This is a genomic window from Devosia lucknowensis (assembly GCF_900177655.1).
Lineage (GTDB): Bacteria > Pseudomonadota > Alphaproteobacteria > Rhizobiales > Devosiaceae > Devosia > Devosia lucknowensis.
This window is the reverse complement of the sequence record NZ_FXWK01000002.1, coordinates 664,978-682,882: the sequence shown is the minus strand read 5'-3', so window position 1 is coordinate 682,882 and position 17,905 is coordinate 664,978. Positions and strand designations below refer to the sequence as shown.

Annotated in this window: 18 protein-coding genes and 1 tRNA gene; 11 read left to right on the top strand and 8 right to left on the bottom strand. The window is 63.0% G+C overall.

Annotated elements, in window-relative coordinates:
• The first annotated feature begins 7 nt into the window (after positions 1-7).
• The 5 genes from trpS to CCK88_RS15655 all read left to right on the top strand — a co-directional run bounded on the left by trpS (position 8) and on the right by CCK88_RS15655 (position 4,015).
• Positions 8-1,042 carry a tryptophan--tRNA ligase gene (gene trpS, locus CCK88_RS15675; protein WP_170926556.1) on the top strand — a complete coding sequence of 345 codons (1,035 nt, stop codon included), beginning with the start codon at positions 8-10 and terminating at the stop codon, positions 1,040-1,042.
• Between the two features lie 15 nt (positions 1,043-1,057).
• Positions 1,058-1,531: a universal stress protein gene (locus CCK88_RS15670; protein WP_086471510.1), complete on the top strand. Its 474-nt coding sequence runs from the start codon at positions 1,058-1,060 to the stop codon at positions 1,529-1,531.
• A 154-nt stretch (positions 1,532-1,685) separates the two neighbouring features.
• Entirely contained in the window at positions 1,686-2,252 is a 567-nt protein-coding gene (locus CCK88_RS15665; protein ID WP_086471509.1) for a NifU family protein, read from the top strand.
• Between the two features lie 78 nt (positions 2,253-2,330).
• Entirely contained in the window at positions 2,331-3,524 is a 1,194-nt protein-coding gene (locus CCK88_RS15660) for a class I SAM-dependent RNA methyltransferase (protein WP_086471508.1), read from the top strand.
• A 107-nt stretch (positions 3,525-3,631) separates the two neighbouring features.
• Positions 3,632-4,015 carry a DUF2147 domain-containing protein gene (locus CCK88_RS15655; RefSeq protein WP_086471507.1) on the top strand — a complete coding sequence of 128 codons (384 nt, stop codon included), beginning with the start codon at positions 3,632-3,634 and terminating at the stop codon, positions 4,013-4,015.
• Positions 4,016-4,065: 50 nt separating this feature from the next.
• On the opposite strand, the gene CCK88_RS15650 is transcribed toward CCK88_RS15655, so the two are convergent.
• The 4 genes from CCK88_RS15650 to CCK88_RS15635 form a co-directional block, all read right to left on the bottom strand.
• Positions 4,066-4,890: a sugar phosphate isomerase/epimerase family protein gene (locus CCK88_RS15650; protein WP_086471506.1), complete on the bottom strand. Its 825-nt coding sequence runs from the start codon at positions 4,888-4,890 to the stop codon at positions 4,066-4,068.
• Positions 4,887-6,053 carry a dihydrodipicolinate synthase family protein gene (locus CCK88_RS15645; RefSeq protein ID WP_086471505.1) on the bottom strand — a complete coding sequence of 389 codons (1,167 nt, stop codon included), beginning with the start codon at positions 6,051-6,053 and terminating at the stop codon, positions 4,887-4,889. The genes CCK88_RS15650 and CCK88_RS15645 overlap by 4 nt, the downstream gene beginning before the upstream one ends.
• Before the next feature lie 148 nt (positions 6,054-6,201).
• Complete coding sequence (locus CCK88_RS15640; protein WP_086471504.1) at positions 6,202-7,353, bottom strand: Gfo/Idh/MocA family protein; 1,152 nt, start codon at positions 7,351-7,353, stop codon at positions 6,202-6,204.
• Between the two features lie 118 nt (positions 7,354-7,471).
• A complete protein-coding gene (locus CCK88_RS15635) occupies positions 7,472-8,221 on the bottom strand; it encodes a sulfite exporter TauE/SafE family protein (protein ID WP_086471503.1) in 750 nt (249 codons plus the stop codon).
• Between the two features lie 202 nt (positions 8,222-8,423).
• Between CCK88_RS15635 and CCK88_RS15630 the strand changes: the two genes are divergently transcribed.
• From CCK88_RS15630 to CCK88_RS15615, 4 genes are all read left to right on the top strand, one after another.
• Positions 8,424-9,464, top strand: coding sequence for a Bug family tripartite tricarboxylate transporter substrate binding protein (locus CCK88_RS15630; protein WP_086471502.1), 1,041 nt, complete (start codon positions 8,424-8,426; stop codon positions 9,462-9,464).
• Between the two features lie 200 nt (positions 9,465-9,664).
• Positions 9,665-10,207, top strand: a complete 543-nt coding sequence (locus tag CCK88_RS15625) for a tripartite tricarboxylate transporter TctB family protein (protein WP_086471501.1) — start codon at positions 9,665-9,667, stop codon at positions 10,205-10,207.
• 12 nt (positions 10,208-10,219) lie between these two features.
• Positions 10,220-11,746, top strand: coding sequence for a tripartite tricarboxylate transporter permease (locus CCK88_RS15620; protein ID WP_086471500.1), 1,527 nt, complete (start codon positions 10,220-10,222; stop codon positions 11,744-11,746).
• Complete coding sequence (locus CCK88_RS15615) at positions 11,694-12,383, top strand: TetR/AcrR family transcriptional regulator (RefSeq protein ID WP_244557560.1); 690 nt, start codon at positions 11,694-11,696, stop codon at positions 12,381-12,383. The genes CCK88_RS15620 and CCK88_RS15615 overlap by 53 nt, the downstream gene beginning before the upstream one ends.
• Positions 12,384-12,463: 80 nt before the next feature.
• On the opposite strand, the gene CCK88_RS15610 is transcribed toward CCK88_RS15615, so the two are convergent.
• The gene (locus tag CCK88_RS15610; RefSeq protein WP_086471498.1) at positions 12,464-13,195 is read right to left on the bottom strand and encodes a PadR family transcriptional regulator; all 732 of its coding nucleotides are present in this window, start codon (positions 13,193-13,195) and stop codon (positions 12,464-12,466) included.
• A gap of 157 nt (positions 13,196-13,352) precedes the next feature.
• The gene (locus CCK88_RS15605) at positions 13,353-14,342 is read right to left on the bottom strand and encodes a complex I NDUFA9 subunit family protein (protein WP_086471497.1); all 990 of its coding nucleotides are present in this window, start codon (positions 14,340-14,342) and stop codon (positions 13,353-13,355) included.
• A gap of 157 nt (positions 14,343-14,499) precedes the next feature.
• Here CCK88_RS15605 and CCK88_RS15600 point away from each other — a divergent pair, with 157 nt between their 5' ends.
• Positions 14,500-14,862: a GFA family protein gene (locus tag CCK88_RS15600; protein WP_244557559.1), complete on the top strand. Its 363-nt coding sequence runs from the start codon at positions 14,500-14,502 to the stop codon at positions 14,860-14,862.
• Between the two features lie 58 nt (positions 14,863-14,920).
• Positions 14,921-15,005 (top strand) — tRNA-Leu (locus tag CCK88_RS15595).
• A 69-nt stretch (positions 15,006-15,074) separates the two neighbouring features.
• Here the strand turns inward: CCK88_RS15595 and CCK88_RS15590 are convergent.
• On the bottom strand, positions 15,075-16,112 hold the full coding sequence (locus tag CCK88_RS15590) for a LacI family DNA-binding transcriptional regulator (protein ID WP_086471496.1): 1,038 nt from the start codon (positions 16,110-16,112) through the stop codon (positions 15,075-15,077).
• Positions 16,113-16,289: 177 nt separating this feature from the next.
• The gene (locus CCK88_RS15585) at positions 16,290-17,636 is read right to left on the bottom strand and encodes a neutral/alkaline non-lysosomal ceramidase N-terminal domain-containing protein (protein ID WP_086471495.1); all 1,347 of its coding nucleotides are present in this window, start codon (positions 17,634-17,636) and stop codon (positions 16,290-16,292) included.
• Positions 17,637-17,905 lie beyond the last annotated feature (269 nt).

Here is a 17,905-nt window from a genome sequence, read left to right as displayed (position 1 = left end):
GGCCTACATAATGTCTTTCAGCCCCCGCGTCTTTTCCGGCATCAAGCCATCCGGCGACCTGCATCTCGGCAACTATCTCGGCGCCATCAGGCGCTTCGTGCCGCTCCAGGACACGCACGAGACCATTTACTGCGTGGTCGACATGCATGCGATCACCGTCTGGCAGGACCCGGAAGACCTCAAGCGCTGGACTTATGAAATCGCGGCCGCCTACATCGCGGCCGGCGTCGATCCCAAGCGCTCGATCATCTTCAACCAGAGCCAGGTGGTCGAGCACGCCGAGTTGAGCTGGATCTTCAACTGCGTGGCGCGCATGGGCTGGATGGCCCGCATGACCCAGTTCAAGGACAAGGCCGGCGAGAACAGCGAACAGGTGTCGCTGGGCCTGTTTGCCTATCCCTCGCTTATGGCTGCCGACATCCTTCTTTACAAGGCCACCGGTGTGCCCGTGGGCGACGACCAGAAGCAGCATCTGGAGCTGACGCGCGACATTGCCAAGAAGTTCAACCACGACTTCAAGAAGCAGATCAAGGCGCTGGGCGTGAAGGGCGACTTCTTCCCCATTACCGAGACTCTCGCCACCGGCCCCGCCATGCGCGTGAAGTCGCTCAAGGACGGCTCCAAGAAGATGAGCAAGTCCGATGCGTCGGATCTCTCGACCATCTACATGATGGACGATGCCGATCTGATCGCCAAGAAGATCAAGCGCGCCACGACCGACGCCGACGCGCTGCCGAGCGAGGCAGCGGGCCTGGAAGGACGCCTCGAGGCGGAAAACCTCGTGGGCATTTTCGCCGCGCTGTCCAACCGCACGGTTGAGGATGTGCTGGGCGAATTCGGCGGGCAGGGCTGGGGGGTGTTCAAGCCGGCCCTCGCCGAGCTTGCGGTGACAAAGCTGGCACCCATTGCCGAGGAAATGAAGCGGCTGGTGGCCGATCGCGGCGAGATGGATACGATCCTGCGCGATGGCGCCGAACGCGCCCGCGCCATCGCCCAGCCCATCATGGCCGATGTGCGCAACATCGTCGGCTTCGTCCGCTAGACACGAGGGAAGTCCATGGTTTCGCAGGACGAATACAAGCGCAAGTTCCTCGTCGTCATCGACGAGACCGAGGAATGCGAGCGGGCCCTGACCTTTGCCGCCTGGCGCGTCAAGCGCACCGGCGGCACGGTGGTGCTGATCACCATCATCCCGCAGCCCGAGTTCATCGGCCTGGGAGTGGAGGACGTGCTGCGCGCCGAGGCGGTCGAGGAGGCCGAGCGCAATCTCGATGCGCGCCTGGCCCGTATCCGAGAGATCGGCGATGTCCGTGCCGAGTCGGTGATCCGCGAGGGCAACGGCCCCGAACAGATCGAAAAGGTCATCGACCAGGACCACGACATCGCCATTCTCGTGCTGGCAGCCTCCAAATCCCCCGATGGCCCGGGACCGCTGGTGACTCACTTCGCCGCGCGCGCCAATGTTTTGCCCATTCCGCTGACCATCGTGCCGGGCCGCATGACCGACGAGGAAGTCATCGCCATCTGCTGAGCGTGCCGAGGGTTTAGTGACCACGGCAAGACAGTGACGAGAAAGAGGTTTGGGGCCAAGAGGTCTACCAGCCATGCAGGCCCACTTCTCCCTTGCATCCTGAGTGCAAAAGTCTATTTTAGAAGCATTCTAATCGTACCCGCGGAACGATCGCATGTTCATCCAGACCGAAGCCACGCCCAATCCGGCGACCCTGAAATTCCTGCCGGGGCGCGAAGTGCTGACGGGCGAGCCGCGCGATTTCCGCTCCATCGATGCCGCCGCGGCCTCGCCGCTCGCCACGGGTCTGTTCGCCATTTCCGGCGTTACCGGTGTGTTCCTCGGCTCCGATTTCATCTCGGTGACCAAGGACGACACCAACTGGGCCCATATCAAGCCCGCCATTCTGGGCGTGATCATGGACCACTTCCTGTCCGGCAAGCCGGTGATCGCCGATGCGGGCGCCGCCCATGTCGACTTCACCGAGACCGACGAGTTCTTCGAGGAAGAAGACAAGGAAATGGTCGAGGTCATCAAGGAGCTGCTGGCCACCCGCGTCCGTCCGGCCGTGGCCATGGATGGCGGCGACATCATCTTCAAGGGGTTCAAGGAAGGCACCGTCTTCCTCCACATGCAGGGGGCCTGCTCGGGCTGCCCATCCTCGACCGCGACGCTCAAGAACGGCATCGAGAACCTGCTTCGCCATTTCGTGCCGGGCGTCGAAGCCGTCCAGCAGGTCTGATCGCGACCACGAACACGTTACGCAGCAAGCCGGGAGCCCGATGAGCAATCATCGGGCTCCTGTCTATGAGGGGGCGCCATGACCATCACCGCAACCATCGAATCGCTGGGCCAGAAAGGCGAGGGCATCGTCACGCTGGAGGGCCGCAAGGTCTTCGTGCCCTTCGCATTGCCCGGTGAAACCGGAACGCTCGATGTCGACGGCGAGCGGGGGCGGATGACGAGCCTCTCAACTGTCTCGCCCCACCGCGCCGAGCCGTTCTGTCCCTATTTCGGCAGCTGCGGCGGTTGCCAATTGCAGCATATGGATGCGGCAAGCTACGCCCAGTTCAAGACCGGGCTGGTCGAGACGCCTTTGCGCCAGCTGGGCATCGACGCAAAGGTCGAGCGCTTCGTGCTCGCACACGGGGCAGGGCGCCGCCGCGCGACGCTGCATGCGCGGAAAGACGCGGCCGGCTATATGCGCATCAGGAGCCACGATCTTCTCGATATCGCGACCTGCCCCATCCTGGTTCCGGCGCTCAAGCGCACGCCCGACATCGCCCGCGCGCTGGGCGCGGCCATCGGCGAATGCGACGTCAGCTTCACCGCCACCAATACCGGCATCGATGTCGCCATCCGCAATGCCCCCAAGGGCCTGCGCGCCGAAAAGCTGGTGCCTCTGGCCAATACGCTGGGCCTGGCGCGGCTGGCCGTGGATCGCGAAATGATCCTGCTCCGCCAACAGCCCAGCGTCACCATGGGCAATTCCGAAGTCGACCTGCCGATCGGCAGCTTCCTCCAGGCGACGGCCGAGGCCGAGACGGTGCTCGCCGACTACGTGCTGGAGGCGGTCGGAAGGCCCAAATCCGTCGCCGACCTTTTTTGCGGTATCGGACCTTTTGCCCTGCGGCTGGCTCAGGTGGCCCCGGTCTATGCGGCCGACAGCGACCGGGCGGGCATTGTCGCGCTTGACAAGGCGGTGCGGCACACAAGGGGCCTCAAGACGGTGACGGCCAAGACCCGTGACCTCTTCCGCGATCCGCTGACGCGGTTCGAGCTGACCTTCGAGACACTCGTCCTCGATCCGCCGCGCGCCGGAGCCCAGGCCCAAATCAAGGAAATTGCCCTTTCCAAATGCCGCCACGTGGTCATGGTCGCCTGCGACCCGAAGACCTTTGCGCGCGACGCTGAACATCTCGTTCAGGCCGGGTTCAGGCTGGAGAAGCTAATCGCAGTGGATCAGTTCGCCTGGTCCAATCACATCGAAGTGGCTGCCACGTTCCGCCGGTAACATTTGCGCAACCCATCGCAGAACGCTGCGTTTGTCGGGCAGGGCTTAATTTTAAACATTCGCGCACGGCGGCTGCCGGGCGTGACGACATATAATGGAGCATTATCATGATGCTGAAGTCTTTTGTTGCCGCCGCGGCCGTTGCTGCCGCTCTCATTGTTCCGACTGCCGCACAGCAGGCTGCCAATCCCGATGGCGTGTGGAAGGACCAGTGGGGCACCACCTTCACATTCCAGCTGTGCGGTGACGGCACCCAGCTTTGCGGCACCCTGAACGACATCCAGGGCGATAGCCGCACCGAGGAAAACCTTGCCTATGTCGACCAGCAGGTCGTGCAGGGCGAACAGACCGCTCCCAACAAGTGGGAAGGCCAGATTGCCCTCAATGGCGGTGGCGCCAAGGCGATCGTCGAACTGACCGGTCCCGACACGCTCAAGATCACGGGCTGCCAGGTCCTGTGCTCGAGCATCGACTATCAGCGCGTGTCGTAAGCGACCCAGCTGACGAAAAGCCCCGGACACGATCCGGGGCTTTTTCTTTTCTAGCAGACCGTCGCGACGCGCTCCTTGATGACGGATAGCACCTCGTCGCCGGGACGCTTCCACCAGTTGTCCTGGGAAAAGATCTCCACTTCCTGCGGCCCGAAGAAGCCCGCATCCTCGATCATCTTGCGGATTGCGGGGAGATCGATAACGCCATCGCCCATCATGCCCCGATCGAGCAGCATGTCTTTGGTCGGCACCAGCCAATCGCAGATGTGGTGGGCAAAGATGCGCTTCATGCGGCCGGCGCGGGCAATCGCCTGAGCCAGATTCGGGTCCCACCAGACGTGGTAGACGTCGATCGCAACACCAACGGTTTCGCCGAGGTCTTCACAGATGTCGAGGGCCTGGTCGATCGTGTTCACGCAGGCGCGGTCGGCGGCATACATCGGGTGCAGCGGCTCGATGGCGATTTTTACGCCCGAAGCGCGAGCATGGGGCAGCATGGCGGCAATGCCGTCGCTGACCATCTGTCGCGCGCCGGGCAGGTCCTTCGAGGATCCGGGCAGGCCACCAACGACAAGAACGAGGCAATCTGCATTGAGCGAGGCGGCTTCGTCGATGGCGCGCAGATTATCGTCGATCTGCTTTTGCCGGCCCTCGGCTGTTTCCGCCGGGAACATGCCGCCGCGACAAACGCCGGTGACCTGGAGATTGTTGGCTTTGACGATGCGAGCGGCTTCATCAAGGCCGATGGCGGCAATCTGGTCGCGCCAGGGGGAGATGGCGGTGATGCCGGCGCGGAGGCAGCCGTCGACGGCTTCGGCAAAGCCCCATTGCTGGCGGGTGGTGGCGAGATTGAGCGAGATTTTGCGGATCGTCATGCCGGCACTCCGTTGACCTGCAGCACCGCCCTCATGCGCGCGGTAGCAAGGTCCGGATCGGCCAACACGCGGGCCTTGTCGGCAAGGCGGAAGAGTTCGGCAAGGTGCTGCACCGAGCGGGTCGATTGCTGGCCGCCGATCATCTGGAAATGATCCTGCAGGCCATTGAGATAGGCCAGGAAGACGACGCCGGTTTTGTAGAACCGCGTCGGGGCCGCGAAGATGTGGCGGCTGAGCGGCACGGTGGGTTCGAGAATATCGAAGAACTTTTTGGTGTTACCCTCGCCCAGAGCAGCAAGACCGGCCGAGGCGGCGGGAGCTATGGCGTCGAAAATGCCGAGCAGGGCGTGAGAATAGCCCTGGTCGTCACCGGCGATGAGTTCGGCGTAGTTGAAATCGTCGCCGGTATACATCTTTACGTTGGCAGGCAGGCGGCGGCGCATGTTGATTTCCTTCTCGGCAGAAAGGAGGGAAATCTTGATGCCGTCGACCTTGTCGGCATTGGCGGCGATGACATCGAGGCAGACGTCCATGGCCTTGTCGTGATCGATATCGCCCCAATAGCCCTGGAGGGCGGGATCGAACATTTCGCCCAGCCAATGCATGATAACGGGCTGTTTGACACTTGAAAGGACGTGGCCGTAGACGCGGGCGTAATCGTCAGGCGATTTTGCTGCGGCAGCGAGGGCGCGGCTGGCCATGAGAATGACGCGGCCGCCCTGGCCCTCGACGAAGCCGACCTGTTCGTCATAGGCGCGCAAAATGTCGTCGATCGTCACATCCGGGCCGGGGGCCAGATGATCGGTGCCGGCGCCATAGGCGATGAGGGAATCATCGCGCGTGCGGGCTTCGGCCTGTGAGCGGCGGATCAGTTCCTGCGCCTCGGTCCAGGTGAGGCCCATGCCGCGCTGGGCCGTATCCATGGCTTCGGCAACGCCAAGGCCAAGATCCCACATGCGGTGGCGGAATTGGAGGGTCGTGTCCCAATCGATCGCCGGGGTCAGCCACGGATCGTGGATCGCGAGGGGATCGGCGACGACGTGGGCGGCCGAATAGGCCACGCGCGGAAAATCGGTCGCCTTGAATTTGACGAAGGGGATCGGATCGCCGGTCAGGGTGTAGGGGCTGATAGAGCGGTCGGGATTGGGCAGGTTGATGGTCATGGAAGGGTACCCCTCATCCGGCGCTACGCGCCACCTTCTCCCACAAGGGGAGAAGGGAGCGCTGTGCGCGACAAAAACTCGGTGTCCCCCTCTCCCCTCGTGGGAGAGGGTGCCCGAAGGGCGGGTGAGGGGGCTCTTTATCTAGGGCTCAAAATTCCAGCTTCGGAACATCCAGCCAGCGGCGTTCGGCCCAACTCTTGAGGCCGAGTTCGGCGAGCTGTACGCCCTTGGCGCCGGCTTCGAGGCCATATTCCCATGGCGCGTCTTCGGCGACGTGGCGGAGGAACATTTCCCACTGCACCTTGAAGCCATTGTCGGCCGGCCAGTTGTCCGGGGCTTCTTCCCAATCGTTGAAGAAGTTCATGGTCTGGGGCTGGTCGGGGTTCCAGACGGGTTTTGGCGTGTTGACGCGGTGCTGGGTCCAGCACTTGTGGAGACCGGCAACGGCCGAACCATGTGTGCCGTCGACATGGAAGGTGACGAGATCGTCGCGGCGGACGCGGGTGGTCCAGCTCGAATTGATCTGGGCGATCACGCCGCCTTCGAGTTCGAAGGTCGCGTAAGCGGCGTCATCGGTGTCGGCGGTGTAGCGCTGGCCGTTTTCATCGACGCGGCTCGGAATGTGGGTGGCCCCGAGGCAGGAGACGGCCTGGACTTCGCCGAAGAGATTGTCGAGCACATAGCGCCAGTGGCAGAGCATATCGAGGATGATGCCGCCGCCATCGGCCTTGCGATAGTTCCAGCTCGGGCGCTGCGCCTTCTGCCAGTCGCCTTCGAAAACCCAATAGCCGAACTCGCCGCGTACCGAGAGGATATCGCCGAAGAAACCGGAATCCTTGAGCATCTTGATCTTCATCAGGCCCGGCAGGAAGAGCTTGTCCTGCACGACGCCATGCTTGAGACCCGAGGCGCGAGCGGTCTTTGCAAGGTTCACGGCGATGTCGAGATCGTCGGAGGTCGGCTTTTCGCAATAGACATTCTTGCCGGCGGCAAGGGCCTTTTCGAGGAGGCCGGCGCGCATCAGCGTCGTGCCGGCATCGAAGAAGATCGTGTCATCGGGGTTGGCGAGGGCCGCATCGAGATCGGTGCCCCAGCGCGCGATATTGTGCTTCTTGGCGAGGCGCTCGATCTTGTCGCGGTCACGGCCGACGATGATCGGATCGACGACGAGACGATCGCCGTTCTTGAGCGTGATGCCGCCCTGGTCGCGAATGGCGAGAATGGAGCGCACCAGATGCTGGTTGTAGCCCATGCGCCCCGTGACGCCATGCATGATGATGCCAAGCCGTTGCTCTGCCATATCGAATTCCTCCCAAAGCGCAGCATGCCAGTGTAACTGATTAGTTACTTACCTATATGAGTGAGCAGTGTGCCGTCAAGCAGCCGATGGCAGGCGGTTGCCCGGATAGACCAAAGGACTAGAGGCCGAGTACCATCTTGAGGCCGATGAGACCGAGGAAGATGAGGATCATCCGGTCGAAGGCCTGCCGGCTCAGTCGACCCGCCAGCGCCTGTCCCACAGGCATGAAGACGAGGATCGGGATCATGGCGAGAATAGCCTGGAGCACCCAATGCGGCTGCATGATGCCGGCAATGAAAAGGGCGGGCAGCTGCACCAGGCCCAGAACGAGGAACATGGCCGAAACGGCATAGACATGGGCCCGGCGTTCCATGCCCATGGCGTGGATGAAAGTAACCCCGATGGGTGCGGAGATCCCGGTCGCGCCCTGCAGCGTACCGCTGCCGAAACCCGCCAGCGGGCCGAACATACGGGCGGCTCGCGGGCCGATGGTGATGTGAGGCCTCGTCAGCTTGAGGACGAAATAGCCCAGAAGCAGGGCGCCGAGCGAGACGACGAGGACGCGTTCGGGCAGGTTGCTCAGAAGCCATGTGCCCAGAATGACACCCACGCCGCCCGCGGCCAGGAACCAGGGCAGGAAGCGCATCTGCGGGTTGCGCGCCTCGTCGCGGAATTGCCAGATCTGGACGCTGTTGGTCAGTACCTGCGTGACGGCCATGATGCAGATGGCGTGCTGCAGGCCGAAGAATGTCGCCAGAACAGGCAGGGCGACGAGCGGCAGGCCCATGCCGGTCGCACCCTTGACCACGGCACCGGCGCCCAGCGCTGCCACCATGATCGCCACGCTTACCGGCTCGAAGTCCAACATCTGCACGATCCGGTTCCCATGTCGTCGTAACGCTCATCATGTCTTGGCGAAGCTCTTGTCGCAACGGCCTTTATCGGGGGTCATCGCAATCGATTGAGATCACCAGATGGTTACATGTGAGTTGACTCGCGATTTGAACCACCGCAAGCTCCACCCGTGGTCACCGAAAAATCGGGACCGCGACATGAGGGAGGAAAACACGATGAAGCAGACTCTGCAGATCGTTCTGGCGTCGGGCTGTGCCCTTTTGGCGCTGGGAACGGCAAGTGCCTTCGCACAGGAATGGAAGCCGGACCGGCCGATCAACCTGATCGTGCCGTGGGGTGCCGGCGGCTCGACCGACCAGGTCACCCGCGTCACCGCCCCGATCCTGGCCGAAGCGCTGGGCGTGGAAGTTGTGGTCGTCAACCAGCCGGGCGCATCGGGCGCCATCGGGACCCAGGAAGTGCTGAACGCCGCGCGCGATGGCTACACCTGGACGGCGAACGCCATTGCCAACAACGCGACCTACCATGTGTCCGGCCTGCTGCCGGATACCGATATCGACGACTGGCACATCTACCTTTCGGTGGCCAATGTCCCGGTCGTTTCCGTCCCGGCCAACAGTGAATTCGACGATTTCGGCGAATTGCTCGAAGCGCTCAAAACCCGCGGTGCCCAGGTGACGGTGGCAACTGCCGGCGTGACGTCCTCGGGCGGCACCGCGATCGCGGCACTTTCGGGCGCTGCTGATGGCTTCGACTACAACATGATCACCTATGACGGGGGTGGTCCGGCCGCCATCGCCACCGCAGCCGGAGAAGCGATGGTGACCACCCAGCTGGCGGTGGAACAGACGGAACTGATCCGCGGTGGCCGTCTCAAAGCCCTCGCCGTGCTGTCGGATCAGCCGCTGACCCTCGAGGGCGTGGAGCCGATCCCGCCGATCACCAATTGGCTGCCCGAAATGGAACTGGCGCCCGATTATTTCGGCATCTTTATCCCCACCGGCGTGCCCGACGAAGTTGTCGCCACCATGGACAAGATCTGGGCCGACAAGGTGGCCAATTCCGAGGCGATCAAGACCTATGCCGAAACCTTCGGCGCGGTCTTTGCTCCGTCCTATGGCGCCGAAGCGCGCGCGCTGGCTATGCCTGTGGTGATCCTCGAAGCCTGCGACGCCGTTGATCGCGGCGAAGCGGTCAACGATCCCTCGACCATCGGCATCGACTGCGCCACCCGGACCGAAACGGCCGCGCAGTAAACGTTCAAAGGTACCGGGTTGCCGGTACCTGCTCACCCTTCCCCACGAGGGGAGGGTGGCGTCGCGAGGCCCATCGGGCCTTAGCCGAGCTGGGGAGGGGGTCGGTCTGCACTACGCGATGGACCCCCGCCCACGGTCCCTCCCCTCGAGGGGAGGGTGGCGATGGAGCGATCGGCTCCCTAATCCCCTGCGAGACTGATATGAGCACCGAAGCGCCCGCCTCTACTCCCGACGACGCCACCGATCCCGCCCGCATCCGTGCCGACCTCATCACGGCCATCGTGCTGATCGGCCTGGGGCTGGTCGTGACCTATTTTTCCTGGACCATGGACCGGCTTGAAGTGCGGCGCATCCATCCCTCCACCATTCCGGGGCTGGTCCCGATCATCCTGGGTGTGGCCCTGACCATCTGCGGATCGCTGCTGGCCATTCGCTCGGCGCGGCTCGACATGCGGGGCGGCGGCGCTTCCCTCGTGCGCTTGCTGGTTTCCTGGCAGGGCGTGCGCATAGCCGTCGTGATGGGCCTGGCGCTGATCTTCACGCTCGGCCTCGTGGGACGCATGCCCTTCTGGCTGGCCTCGGCGATCTTCATCTTCAGCTTCATCACGCTGTTCGAGACCGTCCTTGCCGACAGGCCGCAATCGCTGGTGCGCACGCTTGTATGGGCCGGCCTCGTGGCGCTCGGCGCCGGCATCGGCATTCACTACGTTTTCGGCGAAATCTTTCTCGTGCGCCTGCCCTAGGAGCGCTCATCCATGTTCGACGGTCTCATATTGCTGGGCCAGGGCGTCGCCCATTTCCTGACGCCGCACGGCCTCTTCAACGTCATCTGGGCCACGCTGCTGGGCCTTGCCATCGGCATTTTACCCGGCCTCACGGCCACGATGGGTGTCGCGCTCCTCGTGACGCTGACCTACAAGATGGCGCCCGACCAGGCCATCCTGACGCTGATGTGCGTCTATCTCGGCGCCATCTATGGCGGCAGCCGAACGGCCATCCTGCTCAACATTCCCGGCACCCCCGCCAATGCCGCGGCGACGCTCGACGGCCACCCGCTGGCGCTGCAGGGCAAGGCGGGCCTTGCCATGGGCCTCGCGACGACATCGTCGACCCTGGGCACGCTGGTCGGCATCTTCTTTCTGGCCATCATCGCGCCGCTTCTGGCCGAGGCGGCCCTCAAATTCGGGTCGTATGAATTCTTCTGGCTGGCTTTGTTCGGTGTGGTGATATCGGGCCAGATGACCGGTTCGGACACCCCGCTCAAGGGCTATATCGCAGGCATACTGGGCCTTATGGTCGCCATGATCGGCATGGAGACGCTGCATGCCTATCAGCGCTTTACCTTCGGCATCCCGGCGCTGGGCGGCGGCGTCGACCTCATCCCGGCCATGGTCGGGGCGTTCGGCCTGGCTGAAATCCTCTCCACCATGAAGCGCACGGCCGTCGCCCACATCGCGCCGGTCAACGACCGGGTCGTGCCGCGCCTCAGGGAGATCTTCCAATACTGGAAGACCATCATCCGCTCAGGCATCATCGGCACTTTTGTGGGGATCATTCCCGGCGTTGGCGAGGACGTGGGCGCCTGGAGTTCCTATGCAGCCGCCAAGAAGCGCTCGAAAAACCCCGAAATGTTCGGCAATGGCAGCCAGGAAGGCCTGATTGCCGCCGAGACCGGCGACAATGCGGTGGTTTCTGCCTCCATGATCCCGACCCTGACCCTGGCATTGCCGGGCTCGGCAGCCGCGGCAGTGCTGATCGCGGCCATGATGATCCACGGCATTCGGCCCGGCCCGATGCTGATGATCGAGAATGCGCCCTTCCTTTATCAGGTCGTGGGCATGCTGCTCCTGGCAACGCTCGCCAACCTGATTTTCGGGCTGTCGCTGACCCGGGTGTTCATCAAGGTGCTCTCGGTGCCGCGCGAGCGGCTGATGGCCGTCATCTACGTGCTGTGCGTCGTGGGAAGTTTCGCCATCACCCAGCGCATGTTCGACGTCTATGTCATGCTGATCTTCGGCGTCGTCGGCTTCATCCTGCGCGAGATGAAGTATCCCATGGCGCCGCTGGTGCTCGGCATCGTGCTTGGCGACCTGCTCGATCTCAACCTGCGGCGCGGGCTGGCGCTGACCAATGGCGATCCGACGCCGTTCTTTACCCGGCCCATCAGCGCTGTTATCTGCATCATCATCGTTCTCACCATCCTGTTGTCCATCCCGGCGGTGTCGTCCCGTGTCCGATCCCTCTTCAACCGTGGTCGCGGAAACGCCCCGGCGCAAAGCTGAGGCGGCCAAGCGCCCGCGCAATTCGGCCAAGACCAAGGCGTCGATCCTCGCCGCAGCGCGGATCGAGTTTGCCGATCGGGGATTCGAAGGCGCGCGCGTCGATGCGATTGCCGAGCGGGCCGGCGCCAACAAGCGCCTGCTCTACCACTATTTCGGCAACAAGGAGGATCTCTACCGGGCGGTGCTTCTCGATGCCTATCAGGAAATCCGCAGCGGCGAGCGGGCGCTGAGTCTTGACCAGTACGATCCCGTGCAGGCCATGGACCGGCTGGTGCGCTTCACCTTCCGGCACTTCCTGGCCAATCCCTGGTTTCCGCGCCTGCTCGGCACGGAAAATATCGAGAATGCCCGGTTCCTGAAGACGTTGCCCGATATCAAGGCGCTGCATTCCCCGCTGGTCGGGCAGATCGCCGCCATCATCGAGCGCGGCGCGGCCTCGGGTGTTTTCCGGCGCGATGTCGATCCGGTCCAGCTCTATATTTCGGTGGCGGCGCTGGGCTTTTTTTACGTTTCCAACACCGCCACACTGTCGGTGATCTTCGAGCGCGATCTGTCGAGCGTCGCCATGGTGCAGGAACGCGAAGCCCATGCCGTGCAGATGGTGCTGGATTTTCTGCGGACCAAGCCGGGCCTATAGGGCGCTTACGAACATCTCTCAGCTACGGAGCCGCCCCCGGGCTCGACCTGAGGGCGGCCGGTGAGTCTTGAGGCGAAGATCTAGATATCCACCTCGTCATCGCCCAGGCCATTCACCTCGGCGGCGGCGCGGCGAAGGATTTCGGCAGCTCGTCGCTGCTGGTCTTCAGTGCCGCGGCGGGCCTTCTTGATCGCGTCCTTGAGCACCTTGCGCGAGGCTTCGAGCTCCGGCACGGCGTCGTGCATCGGCCGGTCGTGCTCATGCTCGTGCCGTGGGCCACGGCCGGGACCCCGCTCACCCCAATGGGGCGGTACGTTTCCGTCTTCGGCCTGCGGTTCGCCGCCGAACGGCCAGTCTGCCTTCACGAATTCGCGGAAGCGGCTCATCTGCTCGCCCGTCCTGCCCAGGAAATCCAGGGTGGACGCGACGGCCTCGCGGTTTTCCTCGAGATGCCGACGGCCCTCGTCGGTGATGGTGTAGAGCTTCTTGTTGCCATCCGGCGCCGACGTCACGAAGCCCGCTTCCTCGAGATAGGTCAGGGCCGGATAAACGATGCCGGGGCTGGGCGAATAGACGCTGTTCGAGCGCTCTTCGACCGCCTTGATCAGATCATAGCCGTGGCGCGGCTGTTGTTCGATGAAGTAAAGCGCCACGAGGCGCAGATCGCCCGAAGCCAGCATGCGTCCGACGCGCATGTTGCCGCCCCAATTCCCGAATTCGCTGTCGGCCATGCGCTGCATGCGGCCCCAGCCGCGACGCGCCATGCGCTCAAACTGTCGCCAGTCCGGCTCACCGTTCTTCCAATAGCTCATTGTGTATCTCCAGATATATCTTGAAGCCCGTGACAAGGAGATCGGAAGGGCTCAGGTCCGTTTCAAGATATATCTTCAGATTCGTTGGCCTGTCGATCAGGCAAGAAGAAACCCCGGGCCACGAGGCCCGGGGTTTTCGATGAAACCAAACCGGCGATCAGACTGGGTAGGCCGGCGCATCGCCGTCGCGGTCGAATTCGCCATGCCGACGGAAGCGCCACATATAGGTGGGGAGGATGTCGTTCATGCTGGTCGGGGTAATGCCGAAAGCGGCAAGCGTGCGCTTGTCCTTCCGTGCATCCTCGGAAACGACATTGTCCACGCCCAGCAATTCCACCTGGTCGCCCGTGATCAGCGGCTTGAAGGGCAGGATGCCGAGCAGACCTGCGCCAAGCTTCATGAGGCCTGCCGGAACCGGCAGGAGCGGACGCTTGCGGCCTGCCTCGCGCAGGATACGCTCCATCAGCACCTTGTGGGTCTCGACGTCGGGTCCGCCCAGTTCATAGATGCGACCGGTCTTGACCGCGCCTTCTGCGGCCAGAACGATCGCTTCTGCTACGTCGCCAACAAACACCGGCTGAAAAAGTGTCTTGCCGCCGATCAGCGGCATGATCGGGAAGATGCGGGCCAGCGTGCCCATGAGATTAAAGAACCCGTCGCCCTGGCCGAACATCAGCGACGGGCGCACGATGACCGCACTGGGGAAAGCCTCGAGCACGGCATTTTCGCCGGCGAACTTGGAGGCAGCGTAGTCGCTGACATCGGCGGCCTTGTCGACGCCGAGTGCCGACATGTGAACCAGCGCGCTGGCGCCGGCCGCCTTGGCAGCACGGGCTACCGCGGCTGCGCCATCCACATGCACGGCATTGAAGGTCTGCTTGCCACTCTGGTGGCCAATGCCGACCAGATTGATCACGATGTCCGAGCCGGCGACAGCGCGCTGCACCGACTCCATGTTTCGAAGGTTCGCCTGCACCGGCACGATCTGTCCGACGCCGCCGAACATGCGCACCTCGCCAGCCAGATCAGGGCGGCGGACGGCGACCCGGATGCGGTAGCCTTTGCGGGCCAGCAATTGCACCAGGTGGTTGCCGACAAATCCCGAACCGCCGAAGACAGTGACGAGTTTGGTGGCATTGCGATCCATGGTGGGGCTCCGAGACCAGGCAAGACGATGGTGACCGCTTCTAGCGCAGGCTGGCGGCGCCTGTCGAGCCTCGCCTAGCGCAGAAATGATCGGCCCAGGCTTGACTCTTGTCTCCAAATGTTCGCATTTTGTTCTCAATGACTGAGGAGATTTACCGATGAGCCAAATGCGTGACTATACGGGCCAGTGCCATTGCGGAGCCGTGCGCTTCACGGCGACCACGGATTTGTCGGGCCTCGCCGACTGCAACTGCTCGCGCTGTCGTCGTCTGGGTTGGATCATGCAGTCCGTGCCCGCGAGCCAGTTCAAACTGCATTCGGGCGAGGACAACCTGACGCTCTATCATTTCAACACCGAGAACATCGACCATCTGTTCTGCAAGACCTGCGGCATTGAATCCTTCGCGCGCGGCAGCGACGGCAAGGGCAACGAGATGGTGATGGTCAACGTCAATTGCTTCGACCAGCCACCGCCTGTCGACCGCAACACCATCAAGCACTGGGACGGTGCAAACTTCTGACTTTGTGCATGAAAGGGCGTTGACAACACACCGGCCGGGCCCTAGTTACTCGCCCGTCGCCCAGATGGCGGAATTGGTAGACGCGCACGGTTCAGGTCCGTGTGCCGCAAGGCGTGAAGGTTCGAGTCCTTTTCTGGGCACCAATTTCTCAAAACCCCGATTGCAGCAATGCAGTCGGGGTTTTGCTTTTGGGGCTGTGCGCGGGCTTTGACCTAGTTCAGCGCTCGAACGGACTCGCGCCACACCACCGGCCCGATCAGGCGGTCCACCACGCCCTGGGGCGGATTGTTTCTCGGCATCTTGAGGATCACCTCGGCGGCCTTTGCGCCGATCATCTCGTAAGCCAGCGATGCGCTGCTGAGCGAAGGCTGCAACTGCTCGCAGATGACCCTGTAATCGTCAAAGCCGACCACCGAGATACCACCGGGAATGGAGATCCCCCGCTCGGCGAGGAGGGCATAGACGCGCATGGCCATCTTGTCATTGGCGCAGCAAAGCGCGGTCGGCGGTTCCGGCAGCGCCAGCACCTGAGCCAGGGCACTCGGCAGTTGAGAAAATTCACGCTCGCGGTCCGTACCTGTTGCCACGGCCACAAGGGCTGGATCGAACGCAATACCCGCCCCTGCCAGCGCCGCACGATAGCCACTCAACCGCAGGGGCTGGGCGACAACGCTTGCCGGCAGGGTCAGCATGGCGATACGCCGGTGCCCGCGCACAATCAGGCCCTCGACCAGCGCGCGCTCACCCGCCTCGTCGTCCGGTACGATGGCATGGTGTCCCGCGTCATCGAAGCAATTGGCGAGGACCAGCGGCGTATCGGCGATCAGCACCGGCAACGTCACCTTCTGGTGGTACTCGGCCACATAGATGATTCCATCGACGCGATGCTCGAGCAGGGTGCGAAAGATCCTGGCTGTTCTGGTCGGATCCGAACCGGTATCGGCAATCAGGGGAATGATGCCCTGGCGCTCCAGCTCGGCCTGGGCCCCCTTGACCACGAAAATGTCTGGAAGGCCGACCGAGCCCGTCGGCTGCGCGTGGCTGATGGCGCCGGTGATAATGCCGATGAGGCGGCTGCGCTGCGAGCGCATGGAGCGGGCCGCATTGGAGGGAACATAACCGAGGGCCTCGATAGCCGCCATCACGGCCGAACGGGTGGCGTCGCTGACATGGCCCTCGCCGTTGATCACCCGGCTGACGGTCTTGAGCGACACGGAGGCCCGTTTTGCCACGTCTATGATGGTCGCCATTATGTCCCCTTTGATTGAGGGGTAATGCAATCCCTCCCCGCCAGCAAGCCGGCCGGACCGCGTTTGGGGGCGGTCCGGCCGCACGGCGGCAAGGCGGGAGGAAGTGCCTCTTCCGTCGAAAGGGCGTCCGGTGGAGCAGCCGGCAGTGAGGGGGCACTGCCTTGCCGGAGAGCCAGCTCAGTTGCGCGCCTGGCTCACCAGATCGAGCAGTCCGTTGACGATCGCGGATTCGGCGCATCCGGGCTTCAGCGAAGAGGAGATCACCTCGAAGGTGAGATAACCCGAGGCCGCGTCGCTATAGATGTAGCCGGTATTGGCCCGGCCATTGGTGAGCGTGGACATGACCGTGTTCTTGAACGGCGATTCGTTTTTGAAGCGCTGGCCGATGGCATTGTAGACCTCGCCATCGACCGCGCCGAGATAGACGTCGCCCAGACGCAGCAGGCCGAGGCGCATGGAGACATCGTCGGCATCCTCATAAGTTCCCTGAAAGCCCGCGCGACCCTGATCCGTCCGCGAACGGCCAGGACAGGTGGCATCCATATGCGCGCCCGAGATCGTCGGCGCCTCGTCCCACCACTTGATGTTGCGGGTGACGTGGAGCACTTCCTCCGCCAGCAGCTGGCCGAAGGATTCGCTCATCTGCACCTGCTGGTCCATCAGCAGCTTGACCTTGGGGTCCTCGCGAACGAGGCCTTCCCCACCCGGCGGCATGGCATTGGCGATGTCGATGCCGCGGCTGGCATATTCGTCTATGCGGATCTCGCGCAACTCATAGGTCTGATTAAAGAATACCGGGTTCTGATCCCCGGCGGCGCCACTTGAGAACACCGCGACGGTGCCGTCGCCCATCGTCTCCTCGAGATAGGTCGACGCAGCACCGGGATAGTCTGCGCTGACCATGTCGAGCTGGCCGGTAAGGACGGCATGCATGGCGTAGTTGTAATAGACGCCGATGGGCTCGCCCTCGAGCGTCTGGAACGACACCACTGCGACGGTCTTGTCCGAGACACCGTCATAGTTTGGTCCTTCCCACCACCGGTTGGTCTGCGGGTCGATGAGATTGCGGTTGACGTTCAGATGCGACACGCCCGTGCCAAAACCCATCTGTGCCGGCTGCATGTCGGCTAGAGCGTCGGACACCGACTGCACGATCCTTTCGGCATAGCCTTCGCGATCGCCGCGCGGAGCCGAATGGGTGTGCGAGGCCGAAATCAGCACATTGTCGGGCGAAATTCCGTGCTCCGTTTCGAGGGCATCCGTCACGGCCTGCCAGAGTTCGTTGGAAACGCTGCCGGCATCCACGCCGATTAGCGCGGCTGTTTCTCCACCGCTGCGCACAACGATGGCGCGGGCATAAAGCGGGTCGTGAATGCCCGTCATCAGCGCGGGCAGTTGTTCTGGCGTCGGTGACACATCGACGCGCGCCGCGCCGACTTCGAGTGAACCGGTTTCCTGGGCAATGGAAAGGGAAACGAGGCTGGCGGACGCCAAAAGCGTCGCCGCCGCAAAGCGAACGAACATAGATTTTCCTCCAAAATGAACCCGCCGAGGTCTTGTGAGGATGTTTTTTCAGCGGGTGTTCCGGCCAGCTAAGGGCCGTCTGACAACGTTGTCATCTTGGGGCTGGTATTGTGTTGATGTCAACCGCCTGGGCTCCCAAGCGGCTTTCAAAAATGGGCGCAGATCGCGCCTTACCCTTTGCAGACGCAGAAATTATTGCCTTCGGGATCGTTCATGACCACGTAGCTTTCGCCCGCGCTCCCAGAAGCGAGCCAGGCCAGCCGGGTGAT

Bases quoted from the DNA above. Each gene is read 5' to 3' on its own strand.
- CCK88_RS15605 (WP_086471497.1), bottom strand. From the start codon at position 14,342: ATGGATCGCAATGCCACCAAACTCGTCACTGTCTTCGGCGGTTCGGGA.
- CCK88_RS15600 (WP_244557559.1), top strand. From the start codon at position 14,500: ATGAGCCAAATGCGTGACTATACGGGCCAGTGCCATTGCGGAGCCGTG.
- CCK88_RS15665 (WP_086471509.1), top strand. From the start codon at position 1,686: ATGTTCATCCAGACCGAAGCCACGCCCAATCCGGCGACCCTGAAATTC.
- CCK88_RS15620 (WP_086471500.1), top strand. From the start codon at position 10,220: ATGTTCGACGGTCTCATATTGCTGGGCCAGGGCGTCGCCCATTTCCTG.
- CCK88_RS15630 (WP_086471502.1), top strand. From the start codon at position 8,424: ATGAAGCAGACTCTGCAGATCGTTCTGGCGTCGGGCTGTGCCCTTTTG.
- CCK88_RS15645 (WP_086471505.1), bottom strand. From the start codon at position 6,053: ATGACCATCAACCTGCCCAATCCCGACCGCTCTATCAGCCCCTACACC.
- CCK88_RS15655 (WP_086471507.1), top strand. From the start codon at position 3,632: ATGATGCTGAAGTCTTTTGTTGCCGCCGCGGCCGTTGCTGCCGCTCTC.
- CCK88_RS15660 (WP_086471508.1), top strand. From the start codon at position 2,331: ATGACCATCACCGCAACCATCGAATCGCTGGGCCAGAAAGGCGAGGGC.
- CCK88_RS15640 (WP_086471504.1), bottom strand. From the start codon at position 7,353: ATGGCAGAGCAACGGCTTGGCATCATCATGCATGGCGTCACGGGGCGC.
- CCK88_RS15585 (WP_086471495.1), bottom strand. From the start codon at position 17,636: ATGTTCGTTCGCTTTGCGGCGGCGACGCTTTTGGCGTCCGCCAGCCTC.
- CCK88_RS15610 (WP_086471498.1), bottom strand. From the start codon at position 13,195: ATGAGCTATTGGAAGAACGGTGAGCCGGACTGGCGACAGTTTGAGCGC.
- CCK88_RS15590 (WP_086471496.1), bottom strand. From the start codon at position 16,112: ATGGCGACCATCATAGACGTGGCAAAACGGGCCTCCGTGTCGCTCAAG.
- CCK88_RS15625 (WP_086471501.1), top strand. From the start codon at position 9,665: ATGAGCACCGAAGCGCCCGCCTCTACTCCCGACGACGCCACCGATCCC.
- CCK88_RS15670 (WP_086471510.1), top strand. From the start codon at position 1,058: ATGGTTTCGCAGGACGAATACAAGCGCAAGTTCCTCGTCGTCATCGAC.
- CCK88_RS15650 (WP_086471506.1), bottom strand. From the start codon at position 4,890: ATGACGATCCGCAAAATCTCGCTCAATCTCGCCACCACCCGCCAGCAA.
- CCK88_RS15635 (WP_086471503.1), bottom strand. From the start codon at position 8,221: ATGTTGGACTTCGAGCCGGTAAGCGTGGCGATCATGGTGGCAGCGCTG.